The 16361-nt window shown below is 62.3% G+C and carries 14 protein-coding genes, 1 pseudogene and 1 riboswitch; of the genes and pseudogenes, 13 read left to right on the top strand and 2 right to left on the bottom strand.

Annotated elements, in window-relative coordinates:
• The first annotated feature begins 51 nt into the window (after window positions 1-51).
• From RHIBUN_RS0101370 to RHIBUN_RS0101310, 13 genes are all read left to right on the top strand, one after another.
• Window positions 52-1701 (top strand): ABC transporter substrate-binding protein, encoded by a 1650-nt coding sequence (locus RHIBUN_RS0101370; RefSeq protein WP_025658111.1) that lies wholly within the window; start codon window positions 52-54, stop codon window positions 1699-1701.
• A gap of 142 nt (window positions 1702-1843) precedes the next feature.
• A complete protein-coding gene (locus RHIBUN_RS0101365) occupies window positions 1844-2800 on the top strand; it encodes an ABC transporter permease (protein ID WP_025658110.1) in 957 nt (318 codons plus the stop codon).
• 2 nt (window positions 2801-2802) lie between these two features.
• Window positions 2803-3762, top strand: a complete 960-nt coding sequence (locus tag RHIBUN_RS0101360) for an ABC transporter permease (RefSeq protein WP_025658109.1) — start codon at window positions 2803-2805, stop codon at window positions 3760-3762.
• Window positions 3762-4769 carry an ABC transporter ATP-binding protein gene (locus tag RHIBUN_RS0101355; protein WP_025658108.1) on the top strand — a complete coding sequence of 336 codons (1008 nt, stop codon included), beginning with the start codon at window positions 3762-3764 and terminating at the stop codon, window positions 4767-4769. The genes RHIBUN_RS0101360 and RHIBUN_RS0101355 overlap by 1 nt, the downstream gene beginning before the upstream one ends.
• Window positions 4769-5761 (top strand): oligopeptide/dipeptide ABC transporter ATP-binding protein, encoded by a 993-nt coding sequence (locus RHIBUN_RS0101350; protein ID WP_025658107.1) that lies wholly within the window; start codon window positions 4769-4771, stop codon window positions 5759-5761. The genes RHIBUN_RS0101355 and RHIBUN_RS0101350 overlap by 1 nt, the downstream gene beginning before the upstream one ends.
• The gene (locus tag RHIBUN_RS0101345) at window positions 5758-6819 is read left to right on the top strand and encodes a four-carbon acid sugar kinase family protein (protein ID WP_025658106.1); all 1062 of its coding nucleotides are present in this window, start codon (window positions 5758-5760) and stop codon (window positions 6817-6819) included. The genes RHIBUN_RS0101350 and RHIBUN_RS0101345 overlap by 4 nt, the downstream gene beginning before the upstream one ends.
• A gap of 18 nt (window positions 6820-6837) precedes the next feature.
• The gene (locus tag RHIBUN_RS0101340) at window positions 6838-7608 is read left to right on the top strand and encodes a FadR/GntR family transcriptional regulator (RefSeq protein ID WP_037214695.1); all 771 of its coding nucleotides are present in this window, start codon (window positions 6838-6840) and stop codon (window positions 7606-7608) included.
• Between the two features lie 47 nt (window positions 7609-7655).
• Window positions 7656-7767, top strand: a riboswitch (TPP riboswitch).
• Window positions 7768-7860: 93 nt separating this feature from the next.
• Window positions 7861-9687: a phosphomethylpyrimidine synthase ThiC gene (gene thiC, locus RHIBUN_RS0101335; RefSeq protein WP_025658104.1), complete on the top strand. Its 1827-nt coding sequence runs from the start codon at window positions 7861-7863 to the stop codon at window positions 9685-9687.
• A gap of 1 nt (window position 9688) precedes the next feature.
• On the top strand, window positions 9689-10660 hold the full coding sequence (thiO, locus tag RHIBUN_RS0101330; RefSeq protein ID WP_025658103.1) for a glycine oxidase ThiO: 972 nt from the start codon (window positions 9689-9691) through the stop codon (window positions 10658-10660).
• A complete protein-coding gene (gene thiS / locus RHIBUN_RS0101325; protein ID WP_025658102.1) occupies window positions 10660-10857 on the top strand; it encodes a sulfur carrier protein ThiS in 198 nt (65 codons plus the stop codon). Before thiO ends, thiS begins: the two co-directional genes overlap by 1 nt.
• Before the next feature lie 2 nt (window positions 10858-10859).
• A complete protein-coding gene (locus RHIBUN_RS0101320; RefSeq protein WP_025658101.1) occupies window positions 10860-11633 on the top strand; it encodes a thiazole synthase in 774 nt (257 codons plus the stop codon).
• On the top strand, window positions 11630-12259 hold the full coding sequence (locus tag RHIBUN_RS0101315; protein WP_025658100.1) for a thiamine phosphate synthase: 630 nt from the start codon (window positions 11630-11632) through the stop codon (window positions 12257-12259). The genes RHIBUN_RS0101320 and RHIBUN_RS0101315 overlap by 4 nt, the downstream gene beginning before the upstream one ends.
• A 116-nt stretch (window positions 12260-12375) precedes the next feature.
• Entirely contained in the window at window positions 12376-13701 is a 1326-nt protein-coding gene (locus RHIBUN_RS0101310) for a glucoamylase family protein (protein WP_025658099.1), read from the top strand.
• Here the strand turns inward: RHIBUN_RS0101310 and RHIBUN_RS0101305 are convergent, their stop codons facing one another.
• Both RHIBUN_RS0101305 and RHIBUN_RS0101300 read right to left on the bottom strand, forming a co-directional pair.
• A complete protein-coding gene (locus tag RHIBUN_RS0101305) occupies window positions 13702-14742 on the bottom strand; it encodes an ABC transporter ATP-binding protein (protein ID WP_025658098.1) in 1041 nt (346 codons plus the stop codon).
• Window positions 14739-16356, bottom strand: a pseudogene (locus RHIBUN_RS0101300) (iron ABC transporter permease). The gene RHIBUN_RS0101305 and the pseudogene RHIBUN_RS0101300 overlap by 4 nt, the downstream one beginning before the upstream one ends.
• Window positions 16357-16361 lie beyond the last annotated feature (5 nt).

The following is a 16361-nucleotide window of genomic DNA, read 5'->3' as shown; positions in this document are numbered from 1 at the left end:
GGGAACAGAGTGAAAGTGGTGCCGTCACTGATTTTGTCATGGGAGGACACGATGACTGATCGGAATGAAGGGAATATTGCGCAGAAAGCGCAGGTGTCGCGTCGCGACGCGTTGAAGCTTGGCCTCGCCGCCGGCGTCGGCCTCACAATCTTCGGCATGAATGCTCGCATCGTGCTGGCCGATGACGGTCAGGTGTTGAAGGTTGCCAATCCGGCCTTCAACCAGGATTGGTCGCCGCTGCGCGGCGGCGGCGTTCCGTTCCGCTGGAATTCGATCTGGTGGGCCTCGCCGATGTATTTCGACAGCGAAGGCAAGATCAAGCCATACGTCTTCACCAGTTGGGAGTCGACCGACAACAAGGTCTGGACCTTCAAGATCGATCCCAAGGCTGTCTTCTCGGATGGCAGCAAGATCACCTCGGCTGATGTCAAGGGATCCTGGGAAGTGGCCTCCATGCCCAACACCAAGAGCCAGCGTGCCGACCAGGTACTGAGCAAGGTTCAGGGTTACAAGGAAATCGGCGCCGGTTCCGGCAACGAGCTGACGGGCGTCGCCACGCCTGACGAAGGCACCGTCGTCGTGACGCTGGCGGAAGCCGACCCGATCTTCTTCATGCGCCTTGCCAACCATATCGCACCGATCACCAAGGCCGCGCAGTCTCGTGGTAGTGACGGCGAGGAAGTGGCGGACTGGTACAAGCCCGACAGCAGCGCCGTCTATTCCGGCCCGTTCAAGCTGACGAGCATCGACATCGACGCCGGCAAGCTGGTATTCGAGCCGAACGAGAACTTCTTTGGCCCGAAGCCGAAGCTCGCGCGCATCGAAATCACCTCGATCGAAGACAACGTCACCGCGACGTCGCTCATCAAGTCCGGCGAGTTCAACGCACACACGGAACTGGTCACCTCGACGATTATCCAGGACCTCGGCCCCGAATTCTCCGCCGGTCCGCTGATCCCGACCAGCCAGCACTTCTGGTTCAACGTCACCCGCGCACCGATGGACGATCCGAAGGTTCGCCAGGCATTGATCATGGCAATCGATCGTGACGGCCTCTTCAAGGCTTCCTATCCTGACGGTCCGCACAAGAAGGCCGACCAGATCCTGAATTCCGTTCCCGGCGCCGAAAACTCCGGCTTCGAGCCCTATCCGTACGATCCAGCCGCAGCAAAGAAGCTGCTTGCCGAATCGACCTATGGTGGTCCCGAGCGCCTGCCGAAGATCCTCTTCGTCGGCATTTCCGCCCCAGCTATCGAGGCTGCCGCCCAGTTCATTGCCGAGCAGTGGCGCCAGAACCTTGGCATCACGGCCGTCGACATGAAGCCGCAGCAGGACTCCTATGCCGGTCCGGACCAGAACGCCGTCCAGATCTTCCGCGACGACGTCGGCACTCGTGTTCCCGATGCCGTTTCCTATCTCGCCGGCTGCATCGCCTCGACCTCGTCGAACGCACAGAACAAGCTTGGCGGCTACAAGAACGACAAGGTCGATGCGGCACTTGCCGAAGCGGCGACGAAAGCCGTCGATGATCCGCAGCGCGTCAAGCTCGCCCAGGATGCTCAGAAGGCATTCCGCGACGATTGGGCATTCATTCCGTGGTATTCTCAGGCGATGTCCCGCTGGGCCACCAAAGAGGTCAAGGGAATGGAGAAGAACCTCGACTGGCAGGTCGTGGCGCCCTGGGACATTTCGATCGGCTGAGCCGGCACGAAACTCTGAAACAGATAGCCCTCGGGCATATTAGCAACCGCGCGAAGACCGCAAGGCCTTCGCGCAAGTTTCAAGAAGACATCACATGTCCGCGTTGATGCGGAAGGTGTCTGCCAACCGGTGGGAGATGACCTTGTTACGCTACGTGCTGACCCGGTTTGCCATCTGGATTCCGTCCGTGCTGATCGTGATGCTGGCCGTCTACGCGCTGGCCTTCTACGGCGCCGGCGATCCGATCAAGTTGATCTTTCTGCGCGCACCCGGCGATGTCGCCTACAATCCGCAGCGCATCGAAGCCATCCGCGAAAGTGCCGGCCTGAACAGGCCCTTCATCGAGCAGTTCGCCCTTTACATCTGGAACCTGCTGCATGGCCAGTTCGGCAACTCGCTAACATCCGGCCGCTCGGTCTGGGCAATGGTGTCGGCTGCAGCCCCCGTTTCTTTCAAGCTTGCGCTCTGTTCCATCATCCTGACGACTGTTATCGCCATTCCGCTTGGCATGATCGCCGCGATGAACCAGAACAGCCGCCTCGACTATACGATCCTCGGCAGCGCGCTCTTTCTGTGGGCGATACCGGCCTATGTCGCCGGCCCGCTGCTGATGGTCGGCCTTATCGTGCTGCTGCCGATGGTCAAGGTGCCGTATGGCTGGGGTGGTGTTTTCGATGTGCGCATCCTGTTGCCGCTCATCGTGCTCTCATTTCAGCCGATCGCGCTGATCGTCCGCCAAACACGCGCCGCCGTCATCGAGGTACTGTCTGAAGATTTCGTCCGCACCGCCCGCGCCAAGGGCGTGCCCGAGATGGTCGTAGCGCTGCGCCATATCCTGCGCCCGGTGCTGACGCCCGTCGTGACACAGCTCGGCCTGATCATGATCACCATTGTCAACGGCGCGATCTTCGTGGAGCTCGTCTTCGGTCTTCCCGGCCTCGGTCGCCTGACCGTGCAGGCGCTGACCAATTCCGACTACCCCGTCATTCTGGCGATCACGCTCATCGGATCCTTCCTGGTGATGATCTCGAACCTTCTGGTCGACGTTCTCTATCCGCTGCTTGATCCGCGTGCCAACGATGCAAGAAGGAGCCGCTGACCATGTCCGCCATCCCTCTCTCTCCCGTCGCAGCTCAGGAAGAAGCACCCGTCAGCCTGTGGCGCGACGCCTGGTATCGCCTGAAGCGCAACAAGCTTGCCGTCTTCGGCCTGATCGTCGTGGCAATCCTCGCCTTCACCGCGATCTTTGGCCCGTATCTGACGCCCTACGACTACCTGAGCCAGGATCTACAGGCCCGCAACGCCGTTCCATCGCTGCAACATCTCTTCGGCACCGACGATCTCGGCCGCGACGTGTTCAGCCGAGTCGTCTTCGGCACCCGCACGGCCTTCCTGGTCGCAGTCATTGTCACCGTCATCGCCGTGTTTATCGGCACGATCCTTGGCGCGATCGCTGGCTTCTTCGGCAATCCGTTCGACCGCGTCATCATGTGGCTGACGGACATGACCATGTCGGTGCCGAACCTGCTCCTCGTCGTCGTCATCAATGCATCGCTGAAGTCCCCCATCACCAAATGGATGGAGGCGCAGTATCTGGCGACGCTCAATCCCTTCTATCGCCAGACCATCTGGGTCGACTTCATTCTGGTCTTCGGCTCGATGGCCTTGATCTCCTGGCCGCCCTATGCGCGCCTCGTTCGCGCCCAGGTCCTGTCGATCCGGAGCCGGCCCTACATCACGGCCGCGCAGGCGCTCGGCCTTTCGAACTGGATCATCATGAAACGCTACGTCATTCCGAATGCGCTTGGCCCGTTGATCGTCTCCGTCAGCGCCGGCCTTGGCACTGCGATGGTTCTGGAAAGCGCCTTCAGCTTCCTCGGCATCGGCGTCAACCCGCCGACCCCAAGCTGGGGCAACATGATCTCGGACGGTCTGCGCGTCTGGCAGCACTATCCGCATCTGCTGGCCGCCCCGGCAGCCGTTCTCGGTCTTGCCTCGGTCGCCTTCAGCTTCCTCGGCGATGGCCTCAACGACGCACTCAATCCGCGGGGTTCGAAGTGATGAACACCACCCGATCCAACGAAAAACTCCTCGATGTCCGCGGCCTGACGGTCGAAATCGATGGCAGAAACGGCCCAGCGGTCGTGGTCGATGGCATCGATCTGCACGTCAACAAGGGCGAGACGCTTGGCGTGGTCGGCGAATCCGGCTGTGGCAAGAGCCTGACCATGCTGAGCCTGATGCGGCTTCTGCCGAACAAGATCAGAGTCACCAAGGGATCCGCGAGCTTCGACGGCCACGACCTGCAGAAGATGTCGAACAAGGAACTGCGCAAGGTGCGCGGCGGCGATATCGGCTTCGTCTTCCAAGATCCGATGACCTCGCTTAACCCGGTGATGCGCATCGGCGACCAGATCTGCGAGCCCTTGATCTATCATCGCGGGATGAGGAAGGCCGATGCGCGCGTACGTGCTGTCGAACTGCTACGCCTCGTCGGCATTCCCGGGCCGGAAGAGCGCCTGCAGGCTTATCCGCATGAACTCTCCGGCGGCATGCGCCAACGTGTGATGATCGCGATCGGCCTTGCCTGCAATCCGAAACTGCTGATCGCCGACGAGCCGACGACGGCACTCGACGTCACCATTCAGGCTCAGATCGTCGATCTGGTGAAGGATCTGCGCGCCAAGCTCGGCATGTCGGTTGTCTGGATTACCCACGACCTGGCGCTGATTGCCGGTCTCGTCGATCGTGTCGCCGTGCTTTATGCCGGAACCGTCGTCGAGGATGCACCGGTTGACGAGCTTTATGCCCGCCCCAGCCACCCCTATACGCGCGGTCTGCTCGCCTCGATCCCGAAGCTCTCGGATGCGCCGGCAAGCCGGCTTTCGTCCATCGGCGGGACGCCACCGGAGCCGGGCCGCCGCCCCAAGGGCTGCCCCTTTGCCCCACGCTGTCCGCTGGCGGAAGCCGTCTGCCACGAGCGCGTGCCGAAACTCGAACCGCTATCAGGCGCCGGAAACCACCGCACAGCCTGCTTCGTCGTCCAGAAAATGCAGGAGGCTGCGTGATGGGTGCACAGCCGCTGCTCAAGGTCGAAAACCTCGTCAAGCATTTCCACGTCAAGCTCGGCGCCTTCGGCGAGCGCTCGGCGACCGTCTATGCGCTCGACAACGTCAACCTCGACATCATGGAAGGCGAAACCCTCTCGCTTGTCGGCGAATCCGGCTGCGGCAAGTCGACGACCGGCTTCACTATCCTCAACCTCTACAAGGCGACATCAGGCAAGGTCGTCTACAAGGGCCAGGATCTCGCGACCCTTGATGAAAAACAGATGCGGCCCTTCCGCCGCGACCTGCAGATCGTCTTTCAGGATCCTTATTCGACGCTCAACCCGCGCATGACGATCGGTGAGGCAGTCGGCGAACCGATCCTCTTCCACAAGCTCTGCACCAAAGCGGAGCTCAAGGACAAGATCGCCACCCTGCTGACCGACGTCGGCCTGCCGACGCGCTTTGCGCAGCGCTATCCGCATGAGCTGTCCGGCGGCCAGCGACAGCGCGTCGTCATCGCTCGCGCACTTGCCTGCCAGCCTAAATTCATCGTCTGCGACGAAGCGATCTCGGCGCTCGACGTCTCGATACAGGCGCAGATTATTAATCTCCTGCTCGATCTGCAGGAGAAGTATGGCCTGACTTACCTCTTCATCGCCCACGACCTGGCTGTTGTCCGACATATCAGTACCCGCGTCGGCGTCATGTATCTCGGCCGCCTGGCGGAACTTGCGACGCGCGAGGAGCTGTTCGAGAACCCGCTGCACCCTTACACCAAGGCACTGCTGTCAGCCGTTCCGGAAACCGATCCGGAGCTGGAGCGCACGCGCAAGCGCCAGATCCTGCAGGGCGACGTGCCGAGCCCGCTCAACCCACCGAGCGGCTGCCGCTTCCACTCGCGCTGCCCGATCGCCATGGACGTGTGCAGCAAGGTCGTGCCGGAATGGAAAGAAGCCAAGCCTGGCCATCTCGTCGCCTGCCACGCTGTCAACTCAGGACAGACTGAATGACGCTGAAGGTCGCGATCATCGCTGACGATTTGACCGGCGCGCTCGACACGGGAACCCCCTTTGTCGACGCCGGACTTTCCGTCGCTGTCGCGATCGACGTCGGGGCCATATCGGAAACGCTTGCGACCGGTAGCGAGGTCGTGGTGGTCAACACGGCTTCGAGAGCTCTCCCGGAGGAGGAAGCGGCAGGAAGGGTCAGCGCTGCGGCGAAGGCCCTTCTTGCCGCCTCGCCTCAAATCGTTCTGAAAAAGATCGACTCCCGGCTTAAGGGGAACGTTGCAGCGGAAAGCGCAGCTTTGGCTGCCTCCTTCGGTCACGAGGCAATCGTGGTGGCACCAGCCATTCCCGATCAAGAGCGTTTGACCCGCAACGGTCACGTCGTCGGTCGTGGTGTCGATCGGCCGCTGCCGATTGCCGAGCTTTTTGACGCAAGTGACACCGAGGTGCTGGTCCGCGATGCCGAAACGGACGGCGATCTCGACCAAGTGGTTGAGGCACACGACTGGACGAACGCCCTTGCCGTCGGCGCCCGCGGTATCGGAGCCGCACTTGCCCGCAAGATCGGGCAGCCGAACAGGACAAGCAAAGCGTTTGCCGCATCGAGCCGGACCGTCTTCGCCTTCGGCTCCCGCGACCCGATCACAACAGCACAAATGGCCAGGCTGGAAGGCACCGAATGCCTCGCCGCAACCATTGATGCCCCCATGGGAGCAGTGCCTCCCGAAGCGCGATTTGGCTTGCCGATTCTCCTTCGCTGCACCGGCGAAATCACCAGCGAGGCTGCGACAGTTGCCGACCGCTTCGCGAAAGGCGTAAAATCGGCCATAGAGATGACGCGCCCGGACATGCTGATGGTCGGCGGGGGCGATACGGCGCTCGCGGTTTTCCGCGCGCTCGGCATTCGGGTCCTGAGGCCGCAGGGCGAAATCGAGGCGGGTATTCCGTGGTTCGACGTCGTAACGGCAGACGGCCTGCTTTTCCGTTGCGCGGTGAAGTCCGGGGGCTTCGGTAATTCTGATAGTTTGGTAAGACTGATTGCACAGAATCAGGCGGCATAGGACATGCCGACGGGGAGAGTGAAGGTGGACGAAGGTAGCGGTGTATCGGCGAAAGCCCAGACGGCCTCGGCGGCCAAGCCGGAGCGCGGCAAGGCTGTCAAGCTGGTCGATCGCGTCTTCGACCAATTGCAGGAGCGTATCCGCTCGGGAAACTATCCGCCGGATTCGCGGCTTCCCGGTGAGCATGAGCTTGCATCGATGCTCGGCGTCTCGCGTCCGATCGTGCGCGACGCCTTGGCGCGGTTGCGCGATCAAGGTATCGTCTATGCCCGTCAGGGAGCCGGCACCTTCGTCAGCGCCCACGGTTCGCCGACGACGCAGCTCTCCTATTCTCCGGTGAAGACGATCGCCGACATCCAGCGCTGCTACGAGTTTCGCCTGACGATCGAGCCTGCCGCCGCCTACTTTGCTGCCAAGCGCCGTGACGAGGCGGCGATCCAGAAGATCGCGGCAGCACTCGCCGATCTGCGCGAGGCGACCAGTCACCAGCTTCATCGCACCGACGCCGACTTCACCTTCCATCGGGCCGTCACCGAAGCCGCCAACAACCACTACTACACGGCCTCGATCGACGCCCTGAAGGCTCACATCGCTGTCGGCATGCACCTTCACGGCCTATCGCTCCTTGGTCCGCGTCAGGGCCTCGAGCAGGTCTACGAGGAGCACAACAAGATCTACCTCGCCATCGTCGAAGGACGTGCGGAAGACGCGCGGGCTTTGATGAAGGCGCATCTTGAGGGTTCGCAGAGCCGCCTCTTCGAGGGCCGCGTTCTGGACCTTTCCATGTAGTTACGGCAGTCGGCTTGACAGCTTTGCTGCTCTGGCTCTAACCTTTTCGCATTCACCAGGGGGGTCCCGGCAAGGGGCTGAGATACTGCTATCGTGCGCAGTGACCCGTTGAACCTGATCCAGTTCATACTGGCGTAGGGACGGTGCAAGCGCTCGAAGGCATTGGATTCACGCGCGGAATCCGTGCCGGCGTCTTTTCATCATTCCGGCTGAGGACTGGGTCTCCAAACTTGAAACTTGGAGCCTCAAACCATGAATATTGCCGCAAAGACCATCACCCCGACCGTCACAACAGGGCCCCTACCGGCCTCTCGGAAAATCTACATCCCTGGGGACATTCACCCCGATGTCCGCGTGCCGATGCGCGAAATCAGCGTCCACCCGACATCGGGCGAGCCACCGGTCACGGTCTATGATTCCTCCGGCATCTATACGGTCGAAGGCGCTGACATCAGCATCGAGCAGGGGCTTCCGGAACTGCGCCGCAGCTGGGTACTCGCGCGCGGCGACGTCGAAGCCTATCGGGGTCGCCAGATGCGCCCCGAGGATAACGGCTTTGCCAGCGGCGAGCGGCTGACGCCGGAATTTCCCGCCAAGCGCCAACCGCTCCGCGCCAGGGACGGCAAGGCCGTGACCCAGCTCGCCTATGCGCGCGCCGGTATCATCACGCCCGAGATGGAGTTCATCGCCATCCGCGAAAATCTCGGCCGCAAGGCTAAGGCCGAGGCAATTGTGCGCGACGGTGAGAGCTTCGGCGCCCATATTCCCGATCACGTCACCCCGGAATTCGTCCGACAGGAAGTCGCCGCCGGCCGCGCCATCATCCCCGCCAACATCAACCACCCGGAAGCCGAGCCGATGATCATCGGCCGGAACTTCCTGGTGAAGATCAACGCCAATATCGGCAACTCCGCCGTCACCTCCTCGATGGCCGAAGAGGTCGAGAAAATGGTCTGGGCCGCGCGCTGGGGCGCCGACACCGTGATGGATCTCTCCACCGGCCGCAACATCCACAACATCCGCGAATGGATCATCCGCAACTCGCCGCTGCCGATCGGCACCGTGCCGCTCTATCAGGCGCTGGAGAAGGTCGAAGGTATCGCCGAGAACCTGACCTGGGAGGTCTATCGCGATACACTCATCGAGCAGGCGGAGCAGGGCGTCGACTATTTCACGATCCATGCCGGCGTGCGGCTTCACTACATCCCACTTACGGTCAACCGCGTCACCGGCATCGTTTCACGCGGCGGCTCTATCATGGCCAAGTGGTGTCTTCATCACCATCGCGAAAGCTTCCTTTACGAGCATTTCGAGGAGATCTGCGACATCTGCCGCGCCTATGACGTCTCCTTCTCGCTCGGCGACGGCCTGCGTCCGGGTTCGATTGCCGACGCCAACGACGCCGCACAATTCGCCGAGCTGGAGACCCTCGGCGAACTGACGAAGATCGCCTGGGCCAAGGACTGCCAAGTCATGATCGAGGGCCCAGGCCATGTCCCGATGCACAAGATCAAGGAAAACATGGACAAGCAGCTCGCCGTCTGCGGCGAGGCGCCTTTCTACACGCTGGGACCACTGACGACAGATATCGCCCCGGGCTATGACCACATCACTTCGGGCATCGGTGCTGCGATGATTGGCTGGTTCGGTACGGCGATGCTTTGCTACGTCACCCCGAAGGAGCATCTGGGTCTCCCCGACCGCAACGACGTGAAGACCGGCGTCATCACCTACAAGATCGCCGCCCACGCTGCCGATCTCGCCAAGGGTCACCCGGCAGCTCAATCTCGCGATGATGCGCTGTCGCGCGCCCGCTTCGAATTCCGATGGGAGGATCAATTCAACCTGTCGCTCGATCCGGAGACGGCCCGCAGCTTCCACGACGAGACGCTGCCGAAGGAAGCGCACAAGGTGGCGCACTTCTGCTCCATGTGTGGCCCGAAGTTCTGCTCGATGCGGATTTCGCACGACATCCGCGCTGAAGCGCAGAAAGAAGGGCTCGACGCCATGGCGGCGAAATACCGCGAGGGTGGCGATCTCTATATGCCGATCGATATCATCCAAGAGTCGCGTGACTGAGATGCATGTCCTCGTCAAAGGGGCCGGCGTTGCCGGCCTCACGGTCGCGCACGAACTCACTCTTCGCAGTGCTGACGTCACCGTTATGGATCCGAATCCAGATTTCGGCCAGGCAGCCTCATGGCTCGCGGGCGGCATGCTGGCACCGTGGTGTGAGCGTGAAGGCGCGGACGAAGCCGTCTTGCTGCGTGGCCGCGGTGCCATCGATCGGTGGGACATGATGCTGCCCGGCGAGGTACACCGAAACGGCACGCTGGTCGTTGCCCCCGCGCGCGACCAGGGTGAACTCGATCGCTTTGCCAGCCGCACCAGCGGCCATGAATGGCTGGGCGAGGAGCAGATCGGCCCATTGGAGCCGGCTCTCGCAGGCCGCTTCAGGCGGGCCCTGTTCTTCCCGCTGGAAGGACATCTCGATCCGAGACGAGTGCTGGGTCTGCTGCGAGAAAAGCTCGCCGCCCGGGGCGTAGCATTCATCGGCCAAGTGGCCGAGACCACCGGCTACGACGACATCGTCGATTGCACGGGCGCAGCACGCATCGGGCAAACGAGCGGGCTTCGCGGCGTGCGCGGCGAAATGCTCTATCTACACACGCCCGAGGTCTGCCTCGCCAGACCCGTTCGCCTGCTGCATCCGCGCTTCCCCGTTTATATCGTTCCGCGTGGAAATGGCCTGTTCATGGTGGGTGCCACCATGATCGAGACCGAGTTCGCCGGTCCCATCTCGGCGCGTTCGATGATGGAACTGCTGAACGCCGCCTACGCTGTGCATCCCGCCTTTGCGGACGCTACCGTTATCGAAACCGGCGCGGGCATCCGGCCGGCATTCGCCGACAATTTTCCACGCGTAACCCGCGAGGCCGAGGCGGTCGTGCTCAACGGCCTCTATCGCCACGGCTTCCTGCTGGCGCCTACCATGGCGCAGGAAGCTGTGGACCTTGTCTTCTCCAGAACCGAACCAGGAGGAAATTGCTGATGAAACTGATCGTCAACGGCGAGCATCACGACCTCGCTGCGCCAACCTTGTCCGAACTGCTGACGCTGATGGAATACGAAGGCGACTGGCTGGCGACCGCCGTCAACGGCGAAATCGTCCACCGTGAGGACCGCGCCGACCACGCGCTCAACGACAACGACCGGATCGAAATCCTGTCGCCGATGCAGGGAGGCTGACCATGCTGACGCTCTACGACACCGTAGTCTCCTCCCGCCTGCTTCTCGGCACCGCACGGTATCCTTCACCCGCGATCCTCGCGGCGGCCGTCAAGCGATCGGGAACCGAGATCGTCACCGTCTCGCTCCGCCGCGAGACCGCCGGCGGACGGAGCGGCGGTGCCTTCTTCGAGATGATACGGGCACTCGGCGTTCGGGTTCTGCCGAACACGGCTGGCTGCCATGGCGTCTCCGAGGCCGTGCTGACAGCCAAGATGGCGCGCGAGCTTTTCGGCACCAATTGGATCAAGCTGGAGGTGATCGGCAATCACGATACGCTTCAGCCTGATGTTTTCGGCTTGGTGGAAGCCGCCCGCATTCTTTCCGCCGACGGCTTTGAGGTCTTTCCCTACACGACCGACGACCTCGTGGTGGCCGAGAAGCTGCAGGAAGCGGGTTGCCGGGTATTGATGCCATGGTGCGCCCCGATCGGGAGTGCCGCGGGACCGCTCAACCTCTCGGCGTTGCGTTCGATGCGCGCACATTTCCCAGACATTCCGCTCATTATCGATGCCGGGATCGGGCGGCCATCACATGCGGCGACCGTCATGGAGCTCGGCTTCGATGCCGTCCTCCTGAACACCGCTGTTGCCGGCGCCGGCGACCCCGTGGCCATGGCGGGCGCGTTTGCCAGGGCGATAGAGTCCGGCCGCGAGGCTTTCGGTGCGGGCATGCTCGAACCGCGTGATGTCGCGGTTCCCTCGACACCCATCATCGGAAAGGCCGTATTTGCATGAAGCTCGATCCCTTCTATCTCATCGTCGATAGCACCGAATGGATCGCACGGCTGGTGCCGCTCGGCGTCAAGCTCGTGCAGCTCAGGATCAAGGATAAAGAGACGGCCGAGCTGCACACCGAAATCCGAACCGCGAAAGCAATTTGCGCTAAGCATGGCTGTCAGCTCATCGTCAACGACTACTGGCAGCTTGCCATCGAAGAAGGATGTGATTTCGTCCACCTCGGTCAGGAAGATCTGGAAGCGGCCGATCTCGGCGCCATTCGTGCCGCCGGCCTGAAGCTCGGGCTGTCCACCCACGACGATGCGGAACTTGAGACGGCGCTGGCGGCAAAGCCGGACTATATCGCGCTCGGTCCGATCTATCCGACCATTCTCAAGCAGATGAAATGGTCGCCGCAAGGACCGGAACGCCTGCGCCTATGGAAGTCGCGCGTCGGTGACCTGCCGCTCGTCGCCATCGGCGGGTTGAACGTCGATCGGATCGAGGGCGTTTTTTCTCAGGGCGCCGACAGCGCTGCCGTCGTGACCGATATTACCCTGAACCCCGATCCGGAGACACGAACGCGGCAGTGGCTTGCTGCCACCGCACATTGGCGCAGTGTGGAAATGCCATTGGGTCGGTAGCAGAATAGAACGGTCGATGGGTCGTTCGGTCGCAACACCTTCAAAAATGATTGATTTGCGGATCGTGCTTCACCATGTTGAACCGGGGACTGGACAACAAGTTGGGCTTGGCACGTATGTTACAACGGACCGAGGAAACGGATGCCGCGCTGATCGACAGGCTTCAGCAAGGCGCATTCAATTATTTTCCGAAACACTACAATCCGGAAAACGGGCTGGTCGCGGACACGTCGATAGCGGGCGTTCCCTGCAGCATCGCCGCCGTCGGCTTTTCCCTGTCGTCCTATCCCGTCGCAGTCGAGCGCGGCTGGATGCAGCGTTCCGACGCGATCGAATACACGCTGAAGACGCTCTGCTTCTTTGCCAACGGCCACCAAGGTCGTGAGCGGCACGCGATCGGCTATCGCGGCTTCTTCTATCACTTCCTGCACATGGACACCGGCCACCGCGCCTGGAACAGCGAGTTGTCGACGATCGACACCACGCTTCTCGTCGCAGGCATGTTGACCGCCGCGGCCTATTTCGACCGCAACACCGAAGACGAGACGGAGATCCGCAGGCTCGCGAGTTTGGTCTACGAGAGAATCGACTGGCACTGGGCGCTGAACAAGGGCCAGACCATCTGCATGGGCTGGAAGCCGGGCAGCGGCTTCCAGCGTTGGCGCTGGCAGGGCTACGACGAAGCGATCCTGCTTTATACGCTGGCCCTCGCTTCCCCGACACATCCGATCCCGGCGTCGAGCTACGATGCCTTTACCGCGAGCTATTCGTGGATGCTGTTCGGCGACCAACCTTACGTCTATGCCGGCCCGCTCTTCATTCACTTCTTTTCGCATGCCTGGATCGATTTCCGTGGAATCCAGGACAAGGCGATGGCCGACCGCAACTGGGATTATTTCCGCAACACGCAGATATCGATCGCCGTACAGCGGGACTACGCCGAGCGCAATCCCGGCCACTTCGTCGGCTACAACAAGGACATCTGGGGACTGTCCGCCTCGGATGGCCCGCCTCCGACCCGCAACATGCGCGGCGGTCGCCACCCGCGCGTGCTCGGCTATGCCGCGCGTGGCGCACCGCTCGGGCCGGATGATGGCACAATCGCACCGTGGGCAGCGCTTGCATCGCTCCCATATGACCGCCAGGCCTCGCTCGATGGCCTTCGCGCCCTGATGTCCACCTATCCGAACCTGCTCTACGAGGATCGCTTCCCCGGTGGATTCAACCCGACCGTCAAGACCAAGCGACCTGAAGGTTGGGTCGACGATCGCTGCGTCGGCATCGACCAGGGCCTACTGGTCATGACGATCGAGAATGACCGCTCCGACCTCATCTGGGGTCTGATGCGGCGCTCACCGGTCATCCGACGCGGTCTCGAACTGGCGGGATTTAGCGGTGGCTGGTTGTCGGAAGGCGAGAGTTCCGAACGGAAGATCGCCTGATCAGCGACTTCCGAGAACATGCGCCTTGCCGGCGATGTCGAGGCGGACATGATCTCCGCGCTCGGGAAGCGCCACGCTTGACGTCTTGATCATGATCGGCGGAAGGGCAACGCCTTCAAGCGACACGGCGACGGTGCAGGTCGCCCCGCCGAATTCCACTTCGACGACCCGTCCACGATAGGTCTGCGCGCTTTCATCGGGAACGACCCTGATCTGTTCGGGCCGCAGCATGATCTCGACCTTGCCTTTATGGCCGCCGTCGACGGCGACACGGCCGAGCGCACAATCGGCAAAGCCGTCGCGAACGATGGCTGGAAGCATCACCGCGTCTCCGAGAAACAGAGCTGTCTCCCGATCGAGGGGCTGCAGGTAAACCGATTGCGGCGACCCGGCCTGGATCAACTTGCCTTCCCGCAGGACGGCAACCTGATCCGCAAAGGAGAGAGCCTCCGCCTGATCATGCGTAACGAGGATCGCGGTGATGCCTGCGGACTGAAGAACGCGGGCCACCGCCTTACGCATATTCTCGCGCAGACCGGTATCGAGCGCCGAAAACGGTTCATCGAGCAACATCAGACGCGGCTTGCGGCCGAGCGCGCGGGCAAGTGCCACACGCTGCTGTTGGCCGCCGGAAAGCTGGTGCGGCCGGCGGGTGAGCATGTTGCGGTCAAGCTCGACCATATCGAGCAGGTCGATAATGCGTCGTTCGCGATCGGGCGCGCCGCGCTCGAAGCCAAAACCGATATTGTCGGCAACGCTCAGATGCGGAAACAGCGCCCCGTCCTGCGACACGATCCCGATGCCTCGCTTGTGCGCAGGCACCGCTACCGGACCATCGGCCAGAAGCTCGCCGTCAAGCGTCACACGGCCTTCGTCGGGCTGCTCGAAGCCGGCGATGATGCGCAGCAGCGTCGTCTTGCCCGACCCTGACGGCCCGACAACGGCGGTGCGGCTTCCGGCGGCGACATCGAGTGAAATGTCCTGCAATGCCTGGACATGCCCATAGCGCTTGCTGATGCGATCGATCGTAAGCAGCGTCATTGTCCGGCAGTCCGTTTCGATTGGGCATAGAGAAGAAGGGTGAGGGGCAGCGATAGCACGACCATCATGAATGCGTAAGGCGCCGCCGCCACGTAGTCGATCTCGCTGGTCAGCGACCAGAACTTCGTCGCAAGAGTCTCCACCCCGTTTGGCGCCAGCATCAATGTCGCGGTGAGCTCGTTGGTAATGCCGAGACCGACGAGCGCAACGCTGGCGGCCGCGCCCGGCGCGGCCAGCCGCATGGTGATCTGTCGCACGGCCTGGGCAGGTGTCCGGCCAAGACCCATTGCAGCACGCTCGAGCTCCACGGGCGCTTGGGCGATGCTGGCGCGCAGGCCCACCATGGCGCGCGGCAGGAACAGCAGGATGTAGGCAGCAACGAGGGTCGCGAAGGTCTGGTACAGGGGCAGAACAAGCCGGACGGTAATCGTCACCAGCGCGAGCGCGACGACAACGCCCGGCAGCGAGCCGACATAGTAGTGGCAGGCCTCGAGCAGGCGCTGCAGACGCCCTGGCGCTCGGACCGAAAGCCAGGCCATCGGCGCGGCGGCAATCGTGGCAAGCACGCCGCCGGCGATGGCAAGAATAATGGTTTGCACAAACGCATTGCCGACCGTGTCGACGCGCCAGACCTCGAGGCCGCCGAGATAGAGCCACCGCACCAGCGTCACCAAGGGAACACCGAGCGTCAAAGCCGCCAGACCCACCTGCAGTATGATCGCAGGCACTATGAACCCGCCGAGCCGGCGGCGATCCGCGGGCCGCGCAGAACCGGATCCAACGCGGGCATACCGCTCATTGCCGCGCAACAGGATTTCAAGACCTAGCAGAAGCAGGCAGCAAGCGACAAGAACGCCACCCAGCATGTTGGCGGCGGGGCTGTTATAGGCGGATTGGAACTGGTCGACGATCGCTGTTGCGAAAGTGTCGAAACGGATCATCACGAAGAGGCCGTACTCCGACAGCAGGTGCAGCCCGATCAGCAGCGAACCGCCGCAGATGGCGAAGCGCAACTGCGGCAGGATGGTGCGGAAGAACAAGCGCCACGGTCCGAGGCCAAGGGAAGAGGCCGCGTCCTCGATGGCTGGATCCAGCCGGCGCAAGGCAGCGGCAACCGGCAGATAGAGAAACGGAAAGTACGCCAGTACGGAAACGAAGACACCGCTCTGCAGCCCACGCATGCCGGGAACGACGCTGATCCAGGCGTAGCTATGGACAAAGGCCGGCACCGCCAGCGGCGCAACCGCCAACCACGACCAAAGCCGGGCGAAGGGGATGTCCGTCCGTTCGACCAGCCAGGCCAGCGTTACGGCAAGGGCGATCGACAGCGGAATGGTAAAGGCTTCCAGCAGCACCGTATTGACAAGCAGTTCGCCAACGCGCGCACGAAACACCAATTCCTTGACGGTCTGCCAGCCGACATCAAAGGTTATCCAGCCGATGAAACCAAGCGGAACCAGGCTGAACAGCGCCACGACGGAAGCAAAGAGGATGACGGAAGCGTGGGGCAAACGCGCCCGCAGCCGATCTATTCCCGCCACCGGCCGCACCATCGGCCTTTCATGACCGGGAACAAGCAATCTGTTGTCCTGCAGCAAGGCCTGCCGCCTTTATACGCT

The sequence above is a fragment of the Rhizobium sp. IBUN genome (assembly GCF_000510625.1).
GTDB classification, from domain to species: Bacteria; Pseudomonadota; Alphaproteobacteria; order Rhizobiales; family Rhizobiaceae; genus Rhizobium; species Rhizobium altiplani.
The sequence above is the reverse complement of the archived record's forward strand: the minus strand, read 5'-3'. Positions and strand labels throughout refer to the sequence as shown.